The organism is Mycoplasmopsis lipophila (assembly GCF_045276895.1).
Classification (GTDB): Bacteria; Bacillota_I; Bacilli_A; order Mycoplasmatales; family Metamycoplasmataceae; genus Mycoplasmopsis; species Mycoplasmopsis lipophila.
Window position 1 is genome coordinate 395,940 of record NZ_CP174165.1, and the last position, 20,331, is coordinate 416,270.

General features: G+C 23.9%; 21 protein-coding genes and 1 tRNA gene. 6 read left to right on the forward strand and 16 right to left on the reverse strand.

Features of this window, described 5'->3' with window-relative positions; all coding sequences use genetic code 4:
• Positions 1-61: 61 nt before the first annotated feature.
• The 4 genes from ACJA27_RS01735 to ACJA27_RS01750 all read right to left on the reverse strand — a co-directional run bounded on the left by ACJA27_RS01735 (position 62) and on the right by ACJA27_RS01750 (position 6,508).
• On the reverse strand, positions 62-1,552 hold the full coding sequence (locus ACJA27_RS01735) for an RNA polymerase sigma factor (protein ID WP_406618275.1): 1,491 nt from the start codon (positions 1,550-1,552) through the stop codon (positions 62-64).
• On the reverse strand, positions 1,533-3,368 hold the full coding sequence (gene dnaG, locus ACJA27_RS01740; RefSeq protein WP_406618276.1) for a DNA primase: 1,836 nt from the start codon (positions 3,366-3,368) through the stop codon (positions 1,533-1,535). Before dnaG ends, ACJA27_RS01735 begins: the two co-directional genes overlap by 20 nt.
• A gap of 10 nt (positions 3,369-3,378) precedes the next feature.
• On the reverse strand, positions 3,379-4,743 hold the full coding sequence (locus tag ACJA27_RS01745) for a glycine--tRNA ligase (protein WP_406618277.1): 1,365 nt from the start codon (positions 4,741-4,743) through the stop codon (positions 3,379-3,381).
• 91 nt (positions 4,744-4,834) lie between these two features.
• Positions 4,835-6,508: an MAG3090 family protein gene (locus ACJA27_RS01750; RefSeq protein ID WP_406618278.1), complete on the reverse strand. Its 1,674-nt coding sequence runs from the start codon at positions 6,506-6,508 to the stop codon at positions 4,835-4,837.
• A gap of 282 nt (positions 6,509-6,790) precedes the next feature.
• Here ACJA27_RS01750 and ACJA27_RS01755 point away from each other — a divergent pair, with 282 nt between their 5' ends.
• Positions 6,791-8,026 carry a hypothetical protein gene (locus tag ACJA27_RS01755; RefSeq protein ID WP_406618279.1) on the forward strand — a complete coding sequence of 412 codons (1,236 nt, stop codon included), beginning with the start codon at positions 6,791-6,793 and terminating at the stop codon, positions 8,024-8,026.
• Here ACJA27_RS01755 and ACJA27_RS01760 read toward each other — a convergent pair.
• Complete coding sequence (locus ACJA27_RS01760; RefSeq protein ID WP_406618280.1) at positions 8,023-8,331, reverse strand: Smr/MutS family protein; 309 nt, start codon at positions 8,329-8,331, stop codon at positions 8,023-8,025. The two genes, ACJA27_RS01755 and ACJA27_RS01760, sit on opposite strands and share 4 nt — an antisense overlap.
• 1 nt (position 8,332) lies before the next feature.
• The gene (gene mutM, locus ACJA27_RS01765) at positions 8,333-9,163 is read right to left on the reverse strand and encodes a DNA-formamidopyrimidine glycosylase (protein ID WP_406618281.1); all 831 of its coding nucleotides are present in this window, start codon (positions 9,161-9,163) and stop codon (positions 8,333-8,335) included.
• 68 nt (positions 9,164-9,231) lie between these two features.
• Here mutM and ACJA27_RS01770 point away from each other — a divergent pair.
• A tRNA-Leu gene (locus ACJA27_RS01770) sits at positions 9,232-9,316 on the forward strand.
• A gap of 97 nt (positions 9,317-9,413) precedes the next feature.
• Here the strand turns inward: ACJA27_RS01770 and rplQ are convergent.
• The 9 genes from rplQ to secY form a co-directional block, all read right to left on the reverse strand.
• Entirely contained in the window at positions 9,414-9,803 is a 390-nt protein-coding gene (gene rplQ / locus ACJA27_RS01775; protein WP_406618282.1) for a 50S ribosomal protein L17, read from the reverse strand.
• Positions 9,804-9,806: 3 nt separating this feature from the next.
• A complete protein-coding gene (locus ACJA27_RS01780) occupies positions 9,807-10,838 on the reverse strand; it encodes a DNA-directed RNA polymerase subunit alpha (RefSeq protein ID WP_406617588.1) in 1,032 nt (343 codons plus the stop codon).
• Between the two features lie 15 nt (positions 10,839-10,853).
• Positions 10,854-11,240 carry a 30S ribosomal protein S11 gene (gene rpsK / locus ACJA27_RS01785; RefSeq protein WP_406617589.1) on the reverse strand — a complete coding sequence of 129 codons (387 nt, stop codon included), beginning with the start codon at positions 11,238-11,240 and terminating at the stop codon, positions 10,854-10,856.
• Between the two features lie 17 nt (positions 11,241-11,257).
• Entirely contained in the window at positions 11,258-11,632 is a 375-nt protein-coding gene (gene rpsM / locus ACJA27_RS01790; protein ID WP_406617590.1) for a 30S ribosomal protein S13, read from the reverse strand.
• Between the two features lie 3 nt (positions 11,633-11,635).
• Positions 11,636-11,749, reverse strand: coding sequence for a 50S ribosomal protein L36 (gene rpmJ / locus ACJA27_RS01795; RefSeq protein ID WP_406617591.1), 114 nt, complete (start codon positions 11,747-11,749; stop codon positions 11,636-11,638).
• Positions 11,750-11,765: 16 nt separating this feature from the next.
• The gene (gene infA, locus ACJA27_RS01800; protein ID WP_406617592.1) at positions 11,766-11,981 is read right to left on the reverse strand and encodes a translation initiation factor IF-1; all 216 of its coding nucleotides are present in this window, start codon (positions 11,979-11,981) and stop codon (positions 11,766-11,768) included.
• Positions 11,981-12,730, reverse strand: coding sequence for a type I methionyl aminopeptidase (gene map / locus ACJA27_RS01805; protein ID WP_406617593.1), 750 nt, complete (start codon positions 12,728-12,730; stop codon positions 11,981-11,983). Before map ends, infA begins: the two co-directional genes overlap by 1 nt.
• 90 nt (positions 12,731-12,820) lie before the next feature.
• Positions 12,821-13,474 (reverse strand): adenylate kinase family protein, encoded by a 654-nt coding sequence (locus ACJA27_RS01810; protein ID WP_406617594.1) that lies wholly within the window; start codon positions 13,472-13,474, stop codon positions 12,821-12,823.
• Positions 13,468-14,925, reverse strand: a complete 1,458-nt coding sequence (gene secY / locus ACJA27_RS01815; RefSeq protein ID WP_406617595.1) for a preprotein translocase subunit SecY — start codon at positions 14,923-14,925, stop codon at positions 13,468-13,470. Before secY ends, ACJA27_RS01810 begins: the two co-directional genes overlap by 7 nt.
• Before the next feature lie 251 nt (positions 14,926-15,176).
• Here secY and ACJA27_RS01820 point away from each other — a divergent pair, with 251 nt between their 5' ends.
• The 4 genes from ACJA27_RS01820 (at position 15,177) to ACJA27_RS01835 (ending at position 18,961) form a co-directional block, all read left to right on the forward strand.
• Positions 15,177-15,488, forward strand: a complete 312-nt coding sequence (locus ACJA27_RS01820; protein ID WP_406617596.1) for a cupin domain-containing protein — start codon at positions 15,177-15,179, stop codon at positions 15,486-15,488.
• A gap of 27 nt (positions 15,489-15,515) precedes the next feature.
• Positions 15,516-16,574: a hypothetical protein gene (locus ACJA27_RS01825; RefSeq protein WP_406617597.1), complete on the forward strand. Its 1,059-nt coding sequence runs from the start codon at positions 15,516-15,518 to the stop codon at positions 16,572-16,574.
• A gap of 76 nt (positions 16,575-16,650) precedes the next feature.
• Positions 16,651-17,919, forward strand: a complete 1,269-nt coding sequence (gene obgE / locus ACJA27_RS01830) for a GTPase ObgE (protein ID WP_406617598.1) — start codon at positions 16,651-16,653, stop codon at positions 17,917-17,919.
• Between the two features lie 97 nt (positions 17,920-18,016).
• On the forward strand, positions 18,017-18,961 hold the full coding sequence (locus ACJA27_RS01835) for a hypothetical protein (RefSeq protein ID WP_406617599.1): 945 nt from the start codon (positions 18,017-18,019) through the stop codon (positions 18,959-18,961).
• Positions 18,962-18,965: 4 nt separating this feature from the next.
• Here the strand turns inward: ACJA27_RS01835 and ACJA27_RS01840 are convergent, their stop codons facing one another.
• On the reverse strand, positions 18,966-20,294 hold the full coding sequence (locus ACJA27_RS01840) for an MAG2810 family protein (RefSeq protein WP_406617600.1): 1,329 nt from the start codon (positions 20,292-20,294) through the stop codon (positions 18,966-18,968).
• Positions 20,295-20,331: the final 37 nt, after the last annotated feature.

Below are 20,331 nucleotides of genomic sequence, written 5' to 3' on the forward strand. Positions count from 1 at the left end.
AGAATTAAAAAAAGTAGGTAATTTTTTAGCCTACTTATTTTTAAGTTTTTTATATTAAAATTTAATTTTTTGAATAGTCTTTTAAAAATTTACTATCATTTTTATTACTATTTTTTAATTTTCTTAAAATTTTATTTTCAATTTGTCTAATTCTTTCTTTAGAAACTCCGCCTCTTTCTTCAGCTAATTCTTCTAAAGAATATTGACGATATTTATTACCATTTTCATCATATCCAACACCATATCTTTTACAAATCAATTGATAGTCATCATCATCTAAAGTATCTTTTAAGAGTTTTTCCATTTTTTCACTTAATTGTTCTTGTGAAGCAAAATCATTAGGACTAACAACATTTTCATCTTTAACAAAATCTGAAAATGCAGAATCATTTTCTTTACCAATTTGTTTATCTAAAGAAATGGGATCAATATTAATTTTTCTAATATATCTAACTTTTTCAGGTGTATATCCATTTCCATATCTTAAAGCAATTTCTTCATCAGTGGGTTCATAGCCTTTTTCTTGTTGTAATTCTCTTTCAATTTTGGTTATTTTGTTAATAGTTTCTACCATATGAACTGGAACTCTTATAGTTCTAGCTTGATCAGCAACTGCTCTTGTTATAGCTTGACGAATTCATCAAGTGGCATAAGTTGAAAATTTAAATCCTTTAGAAACATCATATTTTTGAACCGCCTTAACAATTCCTGAATTACCTTCAGATATTAAATCTATAAAACTTAAACCTCTATTTTTATATTTTTTAGCATTATTTATAACGAGACGCAAATTTCTTTTAATTAATTTATCACGTGCTCTTTTTCCTCTGAAACCGCCTTTTTCCATTTCTTTTGCTAATTTTTGTTCTTGTTCAGAAGTTAATAATTGACCATATTTACCAATTCATCGCATATATCATTTAACAATATCATTGGTTTCAGTTAATTTATTTCTTAATTCTTTTGCTTTAATTTTTTCATCATTAGAAATAGAAAGATCGACTTCTTCATCATAATCTTCTAATTTAAGATCATCATTTTTATTTTTTTTCTTTCTTTTTTCTTCTTCTAATTTTCTAGCTTTTTCTTCCTCTTCATCATCTTCATCTTCTTCATCATCCTCATCTTCACCATCATCATAATCATCATAATCATCAAGATCATATTCGGAAGTTTCATCACTATATTGGCTATATCCAGAATCTAAAAGGTATGAATGTAATTCATCACTTGAATCATCATCTTCATCATAGATATCTTTATTTTTTTTATTTTTCTTGTTATATTCTTTTTTATATTTACTAGGAAGTTCTTCTTCAATTTCCTCTTCATCAATTAATTCTAAATCACCTTCATCAGGATCTTCATAAATTAAATTATTTTTATATAGTTTTTCGAAAAGTTGTTCTGTGCTATTTTCATCTAATTCTAAATTTTTATCAGATAAAAAATCATAAACTTCAGTTTGTGATATTTGAGTTTTATTTTTTTCTTTAGTTCATTTTTTAATTAAATCAACTACAATTTTTATACTATTGTTTTTTTCTTGCATTGTCATCACACCTTTCTTTAACTATTTCTCTTTCTCTTTTAAAGAATTTTAATTTTAGTTCTTCATCTAAATCATCTATGACTTGTGTATTTGTTTTATCTTTATATCAATCATTAAATAAATTTTGAACTTGTTTATTAGCTTTTTCAAATATATCTTGAAAGCATTTTTTAATAGTTATTTTTTTCTCTTTAATATCATTTATCTTATTCTTAAAAATGGTATTTTGTATTATATCATTAAATTTTTCATTTAATTTTTCTTTTAAATCATTAAATTCTTTAGTTTCTGGATTTGTTTTAATTATTTTATAGCTATAGTTATAGAGTTCATTTTCCATTTCTAAATTAAATTTTTGTTTTCCGTCTTCTATTATTTTTTTATAGTCTAAAATTAATTCTGGATAATTAACAAGCATAAGAAGCAAGCCTTTGATTCAATTGGTATTATCATATTCATTTTGATAATTTTTAAGTGGATATGATTTAGATATATAAGTATTATTATTTTCTTGTTTTTCTTCAGGAGTGTAAGTAGATTCTTCAAAAAGTATATTTTCTATGTCAATTTTATAATTAAATTCTTGAATAAATTTTGATATATAAAAATCAATATCATTTTTATCTTCAAACATTAAATAATTTTTAAATTCATTAGCAAAATTTTTTATATTTTGTAAATCTTTTTTAATTCTTAGGTTATTTTTTTCAAGTAATTTATTGTATATAAAATCAATTCCAATCAAAGAATTATCTATCAATGATTTTAAAACATTAGGTCCTTTTTGGTTAAAAATTTCATCGGGATCTAATCTTGTATCATTATTAACTATTTTTACTTTAAAATGATTTTCTCTTAAAATTAAAAAAGATTTCATAGATGCTTGAATGCCAGGAATATCTCCATCTAAAAATAAAATAATTTCTTTATTTTTTAATAAATATAAATGATTTTTTGTTAAAGCTGTTCCCATTAAACATACAGAATTTTTTATATTAGCTTTAAAAAGAGCAATAACATCAAAAAATCCTTCAGTTATAACAACTTGTTTAGTTTGTTCAATATAAGGTTTAGCAATTCCATAATTATAAATTATGGAATTTTTTTTAAAAAATATACTTTCAGGTGAATTAATATATTTAGGTTTTTGCTCTTTTTCTAATGTTCTTGCTGAAAAACCTACAACTTGATTATTTTCATTTTTGATAGCAAAAGTAATTCTATTTTTAAAAAAAGGTAAAAGATTATCACTATTCAATAAACCTGCTTTAATTAATAGATTTGTTTCATTTTGCTTTAAAAATGTATTAGAAAACCCTATTTCTGGAACATATCCTATATCAAACATTTTTCTTGTTTCTATATCTAATTTTCTATTATCAAAATATTCTTTAACTTTATGATTTGTTGGTAATAATTGAGATTCTAATAAAAAATAACTATTTGCTTTTTCTAATATGTCTAATATTTTTAATTCTTCTTCATTATATTTTGAATTTGCTTGATTTAAATAATCAGTAAAATCAAAATTATAATTAATTTTTTCTGCTAGTCATTTAATAGCTTCTATAAAAGAAATTTTTTTATATTCAGTAAGAAATTTAGCAACATTTCCAACATTATTACATACAAAACATTTATATATTTGCTTTTCTACATTGATAGATAAAGAAGGATTAGTATCATTATGAAATGGACAAATAGCACGAAAATTTCTTCCATATTTTTGTAAAGGAAGAAATTCACTTATAACTGTTTCAATTTTATTAGCATTTATAATGCTATTAATAGTATTTTGGTCAATGTATTTGTTCATTTTATCTGCTTTATTTATTTATAAATTTTAAAATATTTTTAATTGAAATTCGTTTTTGTTTCATTGTATCACGATCTCTAATAGTGACTTTTTGATCATTTAGAGTATCAAAATCAATAGTTATACAATAAGGAGTTCCTATAGCATCTTGTCTTCTATATCTTTTTCCTATAGAACCAGTTTCATCATATGTAGCTAAAATATTGTTTTCTATAAGAAAATTATAGATTTTCTTAGCTTCCTCTGATAAATTTTTCATTAAAGGCAAAATAGCAACCTTGTAAGGAGAAAGTTTTTTATCTAGTTTTAAAATTATTCTTTCTTCATTATTATTTTTTTCTATTTCGAAAGCATCTATCAATATTGCTAACATTAATCTATCTAATCCAATAGAAGGTTCTATAACATAAGGAATATATTTTTCATTTGTTAAAGGATCTAAATATTCTAAATTTTCTTTAGTTGCTTTTATATGTGAAGATAAATCATAATCACCTCTATTTGCAACTCCTAAAAGTTCACCTCAACCAAAAGGAAAAAGATATTCTATATCACTAGTTCCTTTAGAATAGTGCGATAATTCTTCCTTTTCGTGTTCTCTAATTCTAATATTTTTTTCTTGAATACCTAAAAAAGTAGTAAATTGTTTTACTTTATCAATATATTTTTTATAAATATATTGTGCTTCATTTGGATGACAAAAAATTTCTATTTCCATTTGTTCAAATTCTCTAGTTCTAAAAATAAAGTTTCCAGGGGTTACTTCATTTCTAAAACTTTTGCCTATTTGACCAATACCCATTGGTAATTTTGCTCTTGTAGTTCTTTGAACATTTTTAAAGTTAACAAAAATACCTTGAGCAGTTTCTGGACGTAGATAAATAATATTTTTTGAGTCTTCTATGACTCCTTGTTTTGTTTCAAACATTAAATTAAATTTTCTTATTCCTGATCAATCTGTTTTTTCATTTTCATAAGTTTTTAAATTTTCTTTTATAAAAGTTTGCATTTCTTCAAATGTCATTTTTTCAGGAATAAGATTAGGATTAATTTCTTGAATAAGTTTATCTGCTCTATAACGTTTTTTATTTATTTTATTTTCAATAAGAGGATCATTAAAATTTAAAACATGTCCTGAAGTAATTCAAACTTGAGGATTCATTAAAATTTTTGAATCTATTAAATAAAAATTTGGTTCTGTGTGAATAAAATAATTTTTTCATTGTTTAGCTATATTATCTTTTAAAATTGACCCTAGAGGTCCATAATCTCATGTATTAGCTAAACCTCCATAAATTTCAGAACCTTGAAAAACAAAACCAACACTTTTTAAATGATTGACAATGTCAATCATTTTTTTATCTTTATTTTGCATATTTTCTCCTTATATCTACAATAAAATAAATAAAAACACTTTTTAATAAGTGAAAAACTTATAAATAAAGTGTTTTTTATATAAATGATTATTAAAAATTGAAAATGGTTATATCACCAAAAATTTGTAAACAAGATAAAATGATTAAAACAAGAAATACTAAAGTAGCAACTCCAAATACAATGGCTAAAATTTTGTACAAATTAGTTTTATCAGGACCAGTAACTTCTTCAGATGCCTGTACAGTAGGAGTAACAGGAACTGGCATACCCATAGTAGCAACAGCAGGTGGCATTGCATTGAATGGCATTAAATTAGATTGCATTGCCATAGTAGGCAAGTTAGTTGTTTGCGGAGCAGGAACAAATTGATTAGGTTCATTTACAGGAACAATAGGTTCAGGAACTAATAATTGATCTTGTCTATTAATTACAGTTTGTTGTGAAGTTTCAGGTTGCAATTCTGGTTGAGGTTTAGTAACAACTGGTTCTGGTTCAACAACTGTTTCTTCTTGAATATTTTTTTGTGTAGTTTCTTCTACTACTTTATTATTAGTTTCATTCATTTGCTCTTTTCCTTTCGAAGAAGCAGGCTTAGTTTCTTCTACTACAACTTCTTCAATAATTTCTTCTTTGGTATTTGAAGAGATATTTTCTTCAGGTTCATTATCTTCAGTTAAAATCATAAAGTTATTTACAACATTTTGTGCTAGGTATGAAATTGCATATGAATAATCTTCATAAGGAACAAAACCTATGTGTTTCATATTCATTATTACATATGAAGTATCTCAAGATAAAGGGGTATAAGTATTTGTTTTTGAATCCTTTGAATATGCTCTATAAATTGGTAAATCTTGTACTGAAGCATCTTCATTTAAAAGTGAGATAATTTCATCTTTAACTATTATGAATTCTTTATGTAATCTTTTTAAAGTTTTCAAATGTTCAAAGTTTTCATTTGATTCAACACCATTTATTTCATTTTCAACATTTTGGAAATTATTTTTAATTAAGTTAAAATCTTTTGAAGAAACTTTCTTAGCATAAATAGTAGGTTTTAATTTATTTAATTTTTCAATGTATAAACCTAATGCTCCTAAAAATTCAGATGAATCTAAATCAATGTAACGACAATATTTAATTCCTTCTGAAACTTTTATATTGTTTTTTAAACGTTCCATAGATTTGCGCATTTCAACAAAGTTGGTATCTTTTTTTTCAATTTCTTCTTTTAGTTGATCCATTGCATTTTGTGCTTCAACAGATTGATCATTCATTTGAGTTAAAAGCAAATCAATTTGTTGTTGATAAGCACTTTTAATTGCTTCTACATCAACAATTTCCTTTTTAGCTTTTTTAGAAATTTCTAATTCCGGAGGAAAGTAGGTTTTTGGATCATTTAATAAAACAAAATCCAAACTTCTTATTCTATCATGTTCAGCATATCTATTTCTTGTAAATTCTGATGGACTAATAAAGAATTCATCACAGCATTGTTCATAAGTAGCACCACCATCAAAACCACCAGTTTTAATGTAATAACTAAATTTATTTTCATCAAAATCAGATGTTAATTGACCATCAAAAATCTTTTTATCATTTTGAAATCAAAGAGCAACTTCCATATCTAATGATAAAAATCAATCAATAGCTTGTTGTCTAGTTTGAAACTTTGCTAAACCATCTTTAATTTTTGGATGTTTTAATAATCAAGGATATTTTTTATCTTTTTTATTTTCATATAAACAATTCAATCTTTTCATATTTACCCCAATATTTAAAAATAAAGCATTATAAATATAATGATTATTTTATTTAAATTTAATACTTATATTATATAAGTAAATAAGAATATAAATATAAGATATTTTTGCTTAATAAGGTAAATACATTTATATTTATTTTTTAATTTATATGGTCATTTTAATATAATATTTTAAGATTAAAAAATACATTTTTTATGAAAATATTTTTGTTTTTATGTAGAAATGCTTAAATGTATAACAAAAGTTAATTTTTTGAATATGTCTATAAAAAAGGAAGAAATGAAAAAAATAAATTTAAAAACCTTTAATTTTTATCCAGATTTTTCCAATGAAGAATTAAGAAAAAAAAGTAGTGCTTTAATAAAAAAAATAAAAATTAAAGATATAGATAATTTTGAAATTTTTAATTTTCATGATCTTGCTTCGAATTTTGATGAAGAAATTTTAAAAAATGTTTATGAGTTTGGTTCTGAAATTTACAATCAAAAAATTGAAGATTTAATAATTGTAGGCAATGATAAAATTTTTTCAAATTTTAATTTTGCTCATAATTTTTTATTAAAAAACAATCTATTGAATGATAAAAAAATTAATCTAATTTTTATTTCAGAAAATGATTCTACAGTAGTCTTAAATGAAAAAATTAAGTATATAAAAGAAATAATTTCTTTGAAAAAAACAGGTTTAGTTTTAATGGGGTTTAAAAAAACAACAAATGAATTTTTTAATTTTGTTAAACATTTAATAAATCTTTTACAAATAAATATTGGATATTTTAATTTACATAAAAGCATTTTTATTATAGGAAAAGAAACTTTTGAAGAGCAATTTAGCTATTTAAAAATAAATGAAAAAAATACTTTAATTGTCCCAAATATTTTACCTAATACATATTCTTTTTTCTCTGAACCAAATTTATTTTTATTATTAATTGATAATATAAATATTGAAGAAGTTTTGGAAGGATATAGACAAGGTTCTTTAGAATGAATTAACAATAAAATTACAGAAAATTTTGCTTTTCAATATGCTTATTGTTTAAATTTTTTAACAAAAGAAAAAGAAATAATCATTAATTTATCAAATAAATATTATTTAAAAAATTCTTTGAATGAAATTTCAAAAATAAGAAATGGTTTTTATAATGGAAAAGTAATTTCATATAGTTTTACTTATCCAAATGATATATTTTTAATAGGACAACATTTAACAGAAAATAATAAAAATATTTTAGTAAGCAATTTTATTGTAAAAAATGAAAATGTTGATTATAAAATTAGTGACGATATAAATAATGAAGATAATTTAAAAGAATATTCTTCTTATACTATTAATTTTTTATCTAATATGAGTGATAACATTGTTAATGATTTAATTGTTAATATAGGTTCTATACCTTTAATAGAAATTGAAATTGAAGATATTTCTAATATTTCTTTGGGGATTTTTATTTCTTTTTTATATTGAAGTTCTATTTTTGAAAAAATTTTACTTAATCTAGAAATGTCAATTTAAAAACAATCATTGTAATTAATATCTTCATAATTTAATTCATCATCATTATCATCATTATCATCATTATCAAATTTTCTTACTAATATTGAACCTCCATTATTTTGCTCAATATATTTTAAATTAGGAAAATCTTTATCCAAAATTTCTAAAACTGTTAATTTTAATGCCCCAGTACCTTTTCCAGTAATAATATTTAATTCATATATAAAATTATCATTTTTAAATTCTAATAATGAATTATATATAATAGGTGTTGCTTCATTAACATTTAAATAATGTAAATTTATTTCTTTTGAATAAGACATATTAATTTTCCTTTTGACAATTTGGACAATAGTTAGTTCCTCTACCATTTAAATTAGTTTTAATAATTATTGAATTACATTCAAAACATTTTTGTCCATCTTTTCCATAAACTTTTAAATAATTTTGATAACTACCTTTTTGATCATTTAAACTAGTATAAGTTTTAACTGAAGAGCCACCTTTAGAAATTGAATCTAACATAATTTCATTGCCTATTGAAATTATGTTAATTAATTCTTGTTTTGTTAAAGAATTTGCTGGTCTAAAAGGACTAATTTTACATTTATATAAAGTTTCATCAGCATAAATATTTCCTCATCCTAATAAAAATGTTTGATCAAGAATTAAAGTTTTAATGGGTTTTTTAATTTTTTGTATTTTATTAAATAAAAAATCAATATTTTTTAAAGCTTCATTAGGCATAAAACCTAATTTATTTAAAGGATTAGTATTTTTTAATGTATCTTTAGTTTTAAGATAGAAAAAACCAAATTTACGATAATCATTAAAAACTAAAAAATTATTATCATTTAAATAAAAAATGATATGGTCATGAATTTTTGGAAAATATTTGTTTTTATAAAAAAAATATTTTCCAGTCATGGCTAAATGTGATATTAAATATTTATGATTAGATAATTCAAAAATTATATATTTTCCTAATTGATCTATATTTAAGATAGATTCGTTATTTAAAAATTCATTAAATTCATCAGGATTACTATTTCTTAGCATTTTATTTTCTTTAATTTGTACTTTTAAAATTTGTTTATTTAAAACAACTTCTTTTAAAGCTTTAATAACTATATTTACTTCTGGCATTTCTGGCATAACATTAATAATATATATTATTTAGCAAAATATATAAGTTTTTTGCTAAAATTAAAATATCAATTTATGCCCGAATGGTGGAATTGGCAGACACGCTAGACTAAGGATCTAGTGAAGAAATTCATGCAGGTTCAAATCCTGTTTCGGGCACCATATCATTTTAATGGCTTTCCTTGTCTAAAGACAAGGATTTTTTTATAAAAAAGCACCTTAATATAAGGTGCTAAAAATAATTAAAACTTAATTAAGATTAAACTAATTCAATAAGTGCCATAGGTGTTGCATCACCTTGACGTGCAGGAAGTCTAAAAATACGTGTATATCCACCATTTCTTTTTGCATATTTAGGTGCAATATTTTCTATTAAATGTAATGAAACAGAAATTTTTTTAGCAGCTTCTTTTTTCTTAGCTGTGATTTCTACTTCAATAGGTCTTAAAAATGCTTCAATAATTCTTCTATTAGCTAAATTAATTTTTTTAGCTTTAGTAATCATTTTTTCAGCATATCTTCTAATTTCTTTTGCTCTTGTTAAAGTAGTGATGATTTTACCATTAGCGAATAATTCACTAACTAAGGTACGCATTACACCTTTTCTTCATTTTGTATCACGTGAATAAAGTTGAATTGGATTAGCCATAAATTATTCCTCTCCTATGGTTGAAAGACTATAATCATTATCTTTCAAACGTTCTTCGATTTCATCGATTGATTTTTTACCTAAATTTTTGGTGTTTTCTAATTGATCCCTTGTCATTGCGGCGATTTCTGAAATTTTAGTTTTTCCAATACGTTTTAATGCATTTAATGAACGAACTGATAATCCTAATTGTTCAATTGAAATATCATTTTCTTCAGTAGAAACTTTCTTTTCTTCTCCTGATGAAAATACTTCATTGAAAGCTTTCATTTCATCAACGTTTCCAATCACTTTAAAATGAGCAACTAAAATTTCAGCTGCTTGTTGAAGGATTTTTTTAGTTTCAACAGTTCCATCAGTTTCTACATATAATTTTAATTCTTCTTCAATTTTGTTTGATGAAGAGTTTAATTCTTCAACAGAATAATTTACTTTTTGAACAGGTCCAAATTTACTATCTGTTGCAATAAAAACTGGATTTTTAATTTTTGATTCAACTTTTGAAGCAAAAGCTGATATATGCATTAAATTCTTTTTGTTATCTTCATTAGAAATAAAACCTCTACCTAATTTTAGAAACATTTCTAAATGTAAAGAACCTTTAGCAGCAATTTTAGCAATAACAAATTCTTGATTAACAATTTCTACTGATGAAGGAGCATTTACAACTTCTAAACTTTTAGCAGTTACTTCTCCTTCTTCATTAGCATTTAATTCTACTTTAATAATAGTTTCATCTGATAATTCATCAGGGTTGTATTTAAATTTAATTTGTCTTAAATTCATAATTAAAGTAGGTACATCTTCTATAACACCAGGAATTACTTGGAATTCATGTTCAACACCTTCAATTGCTACAGCAAATAAAGCCAAAGAAGTTATATTAGATAATAATACTCTTCTTAGTGCAACTCCTAAAGTATTTCCAAAACCTCTTTCAAGAGGTCTAATAATAAAGGTAGAAATATTTGGTTTGTTTTTTTCAGTTAATTGTTCAATTTCTTCATAATAAAGAAGTTTATTCATTTTTTCCATAATTATCCTTCTTTCTTATTTTTGTTTTTCACGTTTTAAGATACGTTTTGGAGGTCTAGTTCCATTGTGTGGAACTGGTGTAACATCTTTAACTTCAGTAACTGAAATTCCTGCTACTTCAATTTGTTTTCTAGCAGCATCTTTCCCAGCTCCTAAACCTTTTAATTCTACTCTAACAGTTTTAATTCCGTGTTCTTTAGCAGATTCAGCAGCTGCTTGAGCAGCTAAACCAGCAGCATAAGGGGTTTTCTTTTTAGTTCCTTTGTAGCCAATAGCTCCTGCTGAAGATCATGACAATACATTACCGTTTTCATCTGTAAAAGTTACAATAGTATTTTGATTAGTTGAGTGAATGTGAGCAACACCACTAGTAATATTCTTTTTCTTAGATTTTCTAGCCATATTTTAACTAAATAAAATTATTTAGTTGCTCCTTTCTTACCTGCAACAGTTTTTCTAGGACCTTTTCTAGTTCTAGCATTCTTTTGAGTTACTTGTCCTCTTACTGGTAAACCTTTACGGTGTCTAATTCCACGGTAGCATTTAATTTCCATTAAACGTTTAATGTTTAAATTTACTTCTCTACGTAAATCACCTTCAGTTGTATATTTTTTAGCTGCTTCACGAATAGCTGCTAATTGATTTTCATTAAGGTCTTTTACACGAGTATTTTCGTTTATTTTAGCAGTAGCACAAATTTCTTTTGCCACTGATTTTCCAATACCATAAATGTAAGTTAATGAAATAACTACACGTTTGTTATTGGGAATTTCTATGTTTAAAATTCTAGCCATTTACTATCCTTGTCTTTGTTTATGTTTTGGTTGAGCACAAATAACACGTATTATGCCTTTACGTTTAATAATTTTGCAATCCTTGCACATTTTTTTAACACTAGCTCTTACTTTCATAAAAGTCTCCTTGTTATTATTTTTGACGATAAACAATACGTCCACGAGTTAAATCATATGGACTCATTTCTACGTCTACAGTATCCCCAGGTAAAATACGAATACGATTTACTCGCATTTTTCCTGAAATATAAGCTTTAATTATTTTTCCATTTTCAAGTTCCACTTCATATTCATCATTAGAATAAGCTTCCTTGACAACTGCTTGTAATTTGAAAGCATCTTTTGCCATTAAATTCCTTTCGTCAATACCACACCTTTACCATTTTCAATTAAGATAGTATGTTCATAATGAGAAGCATTTTTTCCGCTAGCGCTAACAACAGTTCAATCATCTTCTAATACAAAAATTTTTCTTGAACCTTGTAAAATCATAGGTTCAATACAAATAACCATTCCATCTCTTAAAAGTGGTCCAGTTCCTGGTTTTCCATCATTAAAAATTTGTGGATCTTCATGTAATGAAGTACCTATTCCATGACCGCAATATTCAAAAGGGGTATATAAATTATTTTTTTTAATAACTTGACCAATGGCATATGAAATATCACCTACTCTTGCTCCAGGTTTAATTGCATTCAAACCTGCTTCAAAAGCTTTTTTAGCAACATCAATAATTTTTTGGTCTTCTTTAGTGATAGTACCTACTCCTTTAGTAAAGGCACTATCACTATGGTATCCTTGATACATACAACCCATATCAATAGAAACAATATCTCCATTTTGGATTTTATAATCACTTGGAATACCATGAATCAATTCTTGGTTTACAGAAGCACATATAGTAGCTGGAAAGCCATATAAACCTTTAAAATTAGGTTGAGCGCCTCTTTTTAATATTTCTTTAAAAGCGATTGAATCTAATTCTTTTAAAGAAACTCCTGGTCTTACGTGATCAAAAACAATTTGTTTAACCTCAGCCAGGATTTGACAACTTTTTTTGATTTTTTCAATCTCAAAAGCAGATTTTATAGAAATCATCTTTACCTTCTTTCTATAAATTTAGTTATCTTTTTTAACATTAATAAACAAAACATACTTATATATTAATATATAAGTAAGATAACAATGTTATTTATTATATAACTTATTCATAATTATTTTGGTAATTTCATTAGGTTCTAATGATCCATCAACTACAAATAAATTATTTTTGTTTTTGTAATAATCAATAACAGTTTTGGTTTGTTCATCATAAAGTTGTAATCTTGTTTTAATAGATTCTTCTGAATCATCTTTTCTTTTTGTTAATTCATGATTACATAAATCACAAATATTTTCTACTTTTGAAGGTTTAAAATAAATATGATAATTTGCTTGACAATTTGGACATTGACGTCTTCCACTTAATCTTTTAATGATCAATTCTTGAGAAACATCTAACATTACAACATTATATTTCAAGTTATCAATAGTGTCTAAAAATTTAGCTTGTTCTTCAGTTCTTGGAAATCCATCCAACATAAAAGTTTTTTTATCTTGTAATAAACTATTTATTTTTTTTCTAACAATTTCATTAGTTATATCATCAGGAACATATTGTCCAGATTCAACTATAGAAACTACTTTAAGACCTAATTTAGATTTAGAAGCAATTTCTTCTCTAAAAATATTACCAGTAGAAACATGAATTAATCCATATTGTTTAGCAATTTCAGCAGCAACTGTTCCTTTTCCAGCTCCTGGTTTTCCTAAAAAAACAATTTGTTTGTCAATATTTATCATAATAAACCATCTCCTTTTTTAATGTTCCCTAAATTATTATTACTCTTTTCAAAAGCCATAAGTGACATTCTTTTTTGTTTTGCTAGTCTATTAGTTTTTAATCTTGCTTTAAATTGTTGGATAGTTTCAAGAGAAACTGAAACTAAAATCATCATTCCAGTTCCTCCAAATGCTATACGTTCAGGTAAAATTCCAGTCATAATTTGAAGAGATTGAATAGAACCTAAAATAACTAATCAAATACCGCTAAAAGCAGATAATCTTAAAACAACTCCAATTAAGTAATCTTCTGTTTCTTCTCCTGGTCTAATACCAGGAATGAAGGTTGAATTTTTAGTAAAATCTTCAGCAATTTTATCAACTCTTGATTGTTGAATTCCCATTACAAAACTAAAGAAAAAAGTGACGATAACTAAAAGAGTTAAACCAACTCAATGTTTAAAACTTAAATATGTTTCCATTCAAGTTTTAGCATTTGAATCAGGTAATAATCTAGCAATCATTAATGGAAATGAAAGAATCATAGAAGCAAAAATAATTGGCATAATTCCGCCAGGATTTACTTTTATAGGTAATTTACCCATTTCAGTAATATTTCTACTTCTTCCAGCTCCAATTTGTTGAATTGGAATGTGTCTTTCTGAATTATAGATAAATGAAATAACAAAGATAAGTAATAAATAGGAGAACAGATATGTTAGAAACTTTAATGAACCAATAAAGTAAGTATTAGCATTTTTAATATCAATATATTCTTCAAATGCTCCTCTAAATTGATCAGGTAATTGAAAAGCAATTCCTACAAAAATAATTAAACTTGTTCCATTGCCTAGACCTTTATCTGTAATTTGTTCTGCTATAAATAAGGCAAATAAGGAACCTCCAATTAAAATCATTGGTAAAATGAAATAAGCAATTAAATTTTCTGAAATATGATATTTTTCAATTTTAATTAGCTCAATAAAAGGATTTTTTCCACTTTTTAGGGAAGTTGTTAAAAAGATAGCTTGAGGAATAGCGATTATAAAGGTTAATATTCTTGTAATAACATTTATTTTTCTTCTTCCTTGAGGTCCACTTTGACTTAATTTTTGAATAGGAGGAAATAATCTTGTTTGTAATAAAGACATAATTAAGGAAGCATTAATAAAAGGTCCTAATCCTAAAGCCATTAAAGAAAAGTTTTTTAATCCACCACCACCAACTAAGTTTAAAGTATTTAAGAAGGTATCACTTTGAATACTTTGATTAGATGCTATTTTAACAAAAGGTGAAATAATAGTAGTGGCAATTAAATATAAACTTAAAAGACAAATAGTATAAATTAGCTTTTTAGTAATTTCTTTTGTTTCTCAAAATTTCCTTCAACCATTTTTAAACTTAAAAATGAATCTTTGAAAATAAAAATTAACATTACTAAATCATTTTTTAGTTTTTGTTTGTTTATTCATCTTTCATTCCTTTCAAGGATAATTCAGTTTATATAAATAAAATTATATTTTTTAATTATATATAAACATAATTTTTTATTTAATAATTTAAGCAAAAATAACAAAAAAAATGGAAAAATAGGAATTTTTTAAAAAAATATTTGTTATAAAAAAATACCTTAATTTTTACTTTTATTATGTTATATAATAAATACATTATTTACTTAATTATTAATAATATATAAAGGCATAAGCCATGAAAGGTTAAAGATATGAATAAATTTAATAATAATATCTTTGAAATTCCAAAATTAGAAAAGAATTCTGAACTATCTTACAGATATTTAAAAACTGATAATTGTAGAGTTGAAATTATTTATTCAAATGAAGCAACAACTGCTTGAACTGAAGAAGATGCTATTGAAGTTGCTTTCTTACTTAAAGGAACAGCAGTAGTTGAAGAAAAAGGTTTTGTTAAAACTGTATTATCAGCAGGTGAAGGTATTAAAATTGATGCTAAAGCTCAACATAGAGTTGTAAGTACATCTTCAGATGCTATTTGATTAGTGGTTTACACAGATTAATTTATTTTAAGTTTTTAAGGAGAAATTATGTCACAACATACACAAAAAAAATACGGTTTTTTAACAACTGCTTTATATTTCACAACTTTAATTTCAGGTGTTGGTGCTGCTTGAGGTTTAATTACAATTAAATCTAATCCAGCTTCTAATAAATCATTAAAAAATTCATATCAAAATCTAAAACAAGCAATTAACAATGGAACTGAATTTTCAACTAAATTAAACAAAAATTATAAATATTTTAATAATCAATCTAAACCTAATTTAGCAATTAATATTTGAGAAGGTGCTAATATTCAACATAAAAATGTTAATTTAGAAAAATTATTTTTAGAATATAGAGCAGAAATGGAAACTAAATTATCTGAAATTAAAAGTTCTATAAAATCAAAAAGTTTCCAAGAATCTGATTTACAAAAATGAACTTTAGATTTAGAAGGTTTAGAAAAAACTATTAAACAAAAATTAGAAGAAAAAATTGTTATGTTAGAAGAAATAGCAAAAATATGTAGTGAATTAGCTACTAATTCTGCTGAATATAATGATAATTCTAGTATTTCAACTACCTTAAAAGAAAAAATGGTTCCTTGATTTAAAAATAATGTACAAAATAAATTATTAGAAAATGACCAAAATTTAAAATCAATTACAAGTGAAGAATTAAAAACTATTCTTTCAGATGTTAAAAAACAAAATGAATTATTTAAATATTACAAATATGCTTCTAATTTAAATGTTTTATTAAATGCTGATCCTGTTTTAAACGCTAATAATTTAGAACAAAAAATTGATGGCTATATTGAAAAATCAAATAAAGATAATTCTGCTTGAAAAAACTTTAAAAATCAATTAGCAACATTAAAAAATCAATTAGCAGATGCTAAAAATAAAGCTAAAACTGATATTGAACTTATAGATTCAACTTCAAATATTAATAAATTAAGTAAAATTAACATTAAAGAAACTTCTGGCAATGAAACATCTTATGATTATTCTTCTTCTTATGATTTGCTAAAAAATGTAATGCGTGATATTCAAAAATCACTTCTTGAATTAGAACAAAAAGTAGCAAATTATGAAAAATAAAAACTTTTAAATAAAAAAAGAGAAGATTTAATCTTTTCTTTTTTTATTTTTTGATCCCAAAAAAGGAGAAATAGATATGGCAAAATTTATAGATGAAATTGAAATTTTATTAAAAGCTGGTAAGGGAGGAGATGGAATGATTTCCTTCCGTAGAGAAGCACATGTAGATAAAGGTGGACCTGATGGTGGCGATGGAGGAAATGGTGGAAACATCTATTTTATAGGCGATAAAGGAAAAAATACTTTATTATTTTTATCAAGTGTAAATAAAATTACTGCTAAAGATGGAATTAAAGGTGGACCTAAAAATTTATATGGTGCTAATGGAGAATCTACTTATATAAAAGTTCCAATAGGAACAATGGTTTTTAAAAATAATGAATTAATAGCAGATGTAATTGAAGAAAATAAACCATATTTAGTAGCCACTGGAGGTAAAGGTGGTAGAGGAAATATGAAATTCAAATCTGCTAAAAATACAGCTCCTAAAATATGTGAAAATGGTTTACCAGGTGAAACATATAAAGCTAAAATTATTTTAAAAATTCTTTCAGATATAGGAATAGTTGGAAAACCTTGTGCAGGAAAATCAACTTTATTAAATGCTCTTTCCAATGCTAAAGCAAAAATAGGTGATTATGAATTTACTACATTGGTACCTCAATTGGGAATTGTAAAATATTTTGAAAATGTTTTTACTATAGCGGATTTACCCGGACTTATTCAAGGAGCTTCTCAAGGTAAAGGATTAGGAATACAATTTTTAAAACATATTGAAAGATGTAAAATAATTGCTCATATTATTGATTTTGGTTCAATAGAAAATAATCCAATTAATAATTATGAAGAAATACAAAATGAATTAAAAAATGTTAATTTAAAACTAGAAAAGAAAAAACAAATAATTATCGCTAATAAAAAAGATCTTCCTAATTTTAAAAAAAATTATCAAGCATTTATAATTAAATATCCAAATTTAAAAATTATTAGTATTTCAGCTTTAAATGCTGATAATTTGGAAATCTTAAAAAAAGAAATGTGACAAGAAATTAAAAATCTTGAATTAGAACCAATAGAAAATTTAGAACCTGAAAAAATTCAAAAAATTATTACTTTAGAAAAAGAATTTGAAATAACTAAAATTAAAAACAATACTTTTGAACTGAAAGGTGAAAGAATCACTTATTTTTATAACCGTATACCTTTTACAACTTATGATAACATATTAAGATTTAATAATATTTTAAAAAAAATAGGTGTGTGAAATGAATTAATTAAAAAAGGTATTAAAGCGGGAGATATTGTAAAAGTTTTTGATTATGAATTTATTTGAGAATATGACTAATTTATAGTAAAATATGTAAATCTTATATTTTTTATATTAATCAATTTTTAATTTACAAAATACTATTTATAATAATAAAACTAATTAAGGAGCATATATGGCATTTAAATTAATTGTATCTAGAGATCCTAATGAAATAGGATTTAGAATTGCTGATTTAATTGTCCAAGCCACTAGAAGAAAACCAAATATTGTTATGGGCTTATGTGCTTCTGATTATTCAAGTTATATATATAGAAGTTTAATAGCACAAAATTATGCAAGAAATGTAGATTTTTCAAGAGCAACAGTTTTTGCTACTGCTGAATATGTAGGAATTGATCCTAGAAATAGTTTAAGTTGTCGTTCATTTTTATTTGAAAACCTTTGTGGAAGAATAAATATGAATCCCAATTATTTAAGATCACCTGTTCCTTATGGTAATATGCTTGTAAATTGTAGTAATTATGATAATGAAATTATGAAATTTGGTGGTTTAGATATTACTATTTTAGAACTAGGAGATTATGGAGAATTGTCATATGTTAATGAATTTAGATCTACTTATGATAATTCTTTAGTTTGTGATTTAACACAAGAAAATTTAGTTAAAAATCAACTTCAATTTGTAGGTCAACAAGTTCCCGATCGTATGATTTCTTTGGGAGTAGGACCTATATATAATTCTAAATTGGTTATTATTTATGCTATAGGTGCTAAAAAAGCAAATGCTGTAGCTAATGTTTTATTAAACCCTATTAATAATAATGTAGCTGCTTCGATTCTTCAACAACATCCTAATACTTTTTTATTTATAGATGTGGCTGCTTCAAGTGTCTTTTACCAACGTTCACAAATGCAAAGACAACAAGCTTTACAAAATCAACAACAACAATATTTAAATCAAATTAGACAAATGCAACAACAAACTACAACAATTCAAAATTATAATCCTCAAATAAATGTTCAAACGACTCAACAAATGAATATGCAACCAAATCCAAATATAAATTCTAATACCCAACAAATTTATAATCCTAATAATATGCAGCAAAAAAAATAGGTGATTATTCTTCACCTATTTTTTCTTTTTCATCTTTATTTAAGTTAAATTCATCATTTTCTACTTCTGTTTTTTCATCATTTTTAGTAGAAATTTCTTCTTCATTATTTAGTGGTATATGATCAATTTGTTTTTCTTCTTGTATTTGTACATCCTTAAGTTTTAGACCAAATGGAATTAATAGTTGTAATAATAAATAAATTAAATAAATATCATCAATTATTCTTAATACAAAAGTTTTAATAACTTTATTTCTATTAATGCTTTTCAAATTTAGATTTAAATCTAAAATTTCATATTTACTATTAAATCAAATAAATGCTTCTTGATTTCTTATCAATAAACTTAAATTATTAATAAGATTTTTCTTTTCATTTTCATATTTATAACTATTTAATTCATTTTTAATGGCTTCTAAAAAAGCTAAATTATTCTCATTTATTCATTCCATTAACAATTTTTCATCTTCTGTTTTTAAAATTAAATCATCATATTTTTTGTCAACATTTTCTATGAATGTATAGGTTTCTGGACTATATAAATTATCTTTATCAAACAAAGTTAAATTAATATTTTCTTTTAAATTTCTTAGTTTAATAGCCATTCCAAATTTTTTATTAATTTCTCTTATTTCAACTTGATTTAAATAACTATCATTCTTTTTGCTTAAGATTTTTTTTGCTTCTTTTTTATTTAAAAATCTTAGGTCATATCATTTTGATAAAAAATATTCTAAATTTTGTGCTTTAATATATTGATCTTCAGTAACTAAATCATAAATTTGATATTTACCTGATATTGCCAATGAACCATTTGGTAAATCTTTAAAATTTTTAATATTTCTGTAAAAATTAATTTGTTCATATTTTGGAATAATATTATTTTGTTCATCTCTATTAAATCTTTCTTCTAATCCAAAATATTTAAAAACATATTTATACAAGTCATAGGCATTAAATTTTTTAACTATTTCTTTTTTAATAGTTTTCTTATTTTTAATACCTATAGAAAATAGCATAATTCCTATAAGTTCAAAAGCTCCTAATATAGAAAATCAAATAATTTTACTATTTGCTTCATTTAATTTTTTAGCAAAATTGTTATCTTTATTTAAGATCATAATCAATAAAAAAATAGAAAAAATTAATGTTGAAATAAGAATTAAAGATAAACCAATTCACAATCCTACTTCTGCAAAAAATAATTTTGTTCTGGTTTTACCTTTAGCATAATAATCATTAATTTTTTCAGTAGTCATATGATTTATAACTTTTTCTTGTTGCTCATAAAATCTTCTTTTTGAAACTAATTTAGTTTCTAAATTTTTATCCATAACATTACCTCTATAATATAAAACCTTGTTTAATATA